The organism is Pseudoalteromonas sp. BMB, assembly GCF_001709235.1.
GTDB classification, from domain to species: domain Bacteria; phylum Pseudomonadota; class Gammaproteobacteria; order Enterobacterales; family Alteromonadaceae; genus Pseudoalteromonas; species Pseudoalteromonas maricaloris.
This window is the reverse complement of the sequence record NZ_MBQA01000111.1, coordinates 1-518: the sequence shown is the minus strand read 5'-3', so window position 1 is coordinate 518 and position 518 is coordinate 1. Positions and strand designations below refer to the sequence as shown.

At 37.6% G+C, this 518-nt stretch carries 1 protein-coding gene; it reads left to right on the top strand.

What is annotated here, in order from left to right:
• Positions 1 to 135 precede the first annotated feature (135 nt).
• Positions 136 to 435 (top strand): cbb3-type cytochrome c oxidase subunit I, encoded by a 300-nt coding sequence (locus BB427_RS24620; protein ID WP_254663605.1) that lies wholly within the window; start codon positions 136 to 138, stop codon positions 433 to 435.
• Positions 436 to 518: the final 83 nt, after the last annotated feature.

The window sequence follows — 518 nt, the reverse complement described above, 5'->3', positions numbered from 1 at the left end:
GATTTTGCTATTTTTTCCTTACATTTGGCAGGAGCATCTTCTATTATAGGGGCTATTAATTTTATTTCTACAATTATCAATATACGAGTTATGGGGATAGTGATGGAGCGGGTCCCGTTGTTTGTATGATCTGTATTGATTACGGCTATTTTGTTGTTACTTTCATTACCAGTGTTGGCTGGAGCAATTACAATGTTATTGACTGATCGGAATTTTAACACATCTTTCTTTGACCCATCTGGTGGAGGAGATCCTATTTTGTTTCAACATTTATTTTGGTTTTTTGGTCATCCAGAGGTTTATATTTTAATTCTTCCAGGGTTTGGAATAGTTTCTCATATTATTAGATCGTCTGTTGGTAAACGCGAGCCTTTTGGCTCATTGGGTATGATTTATGCTATGGCTGGCATTGGTGGAATGGGATTTGTGGTTTGAGCTCACCATATATTTTCAGTAGGGATGGACGTTGATACACGGGCTTATTTTACAGCAGCTACCATAGTTATTGCTGTGCCTAC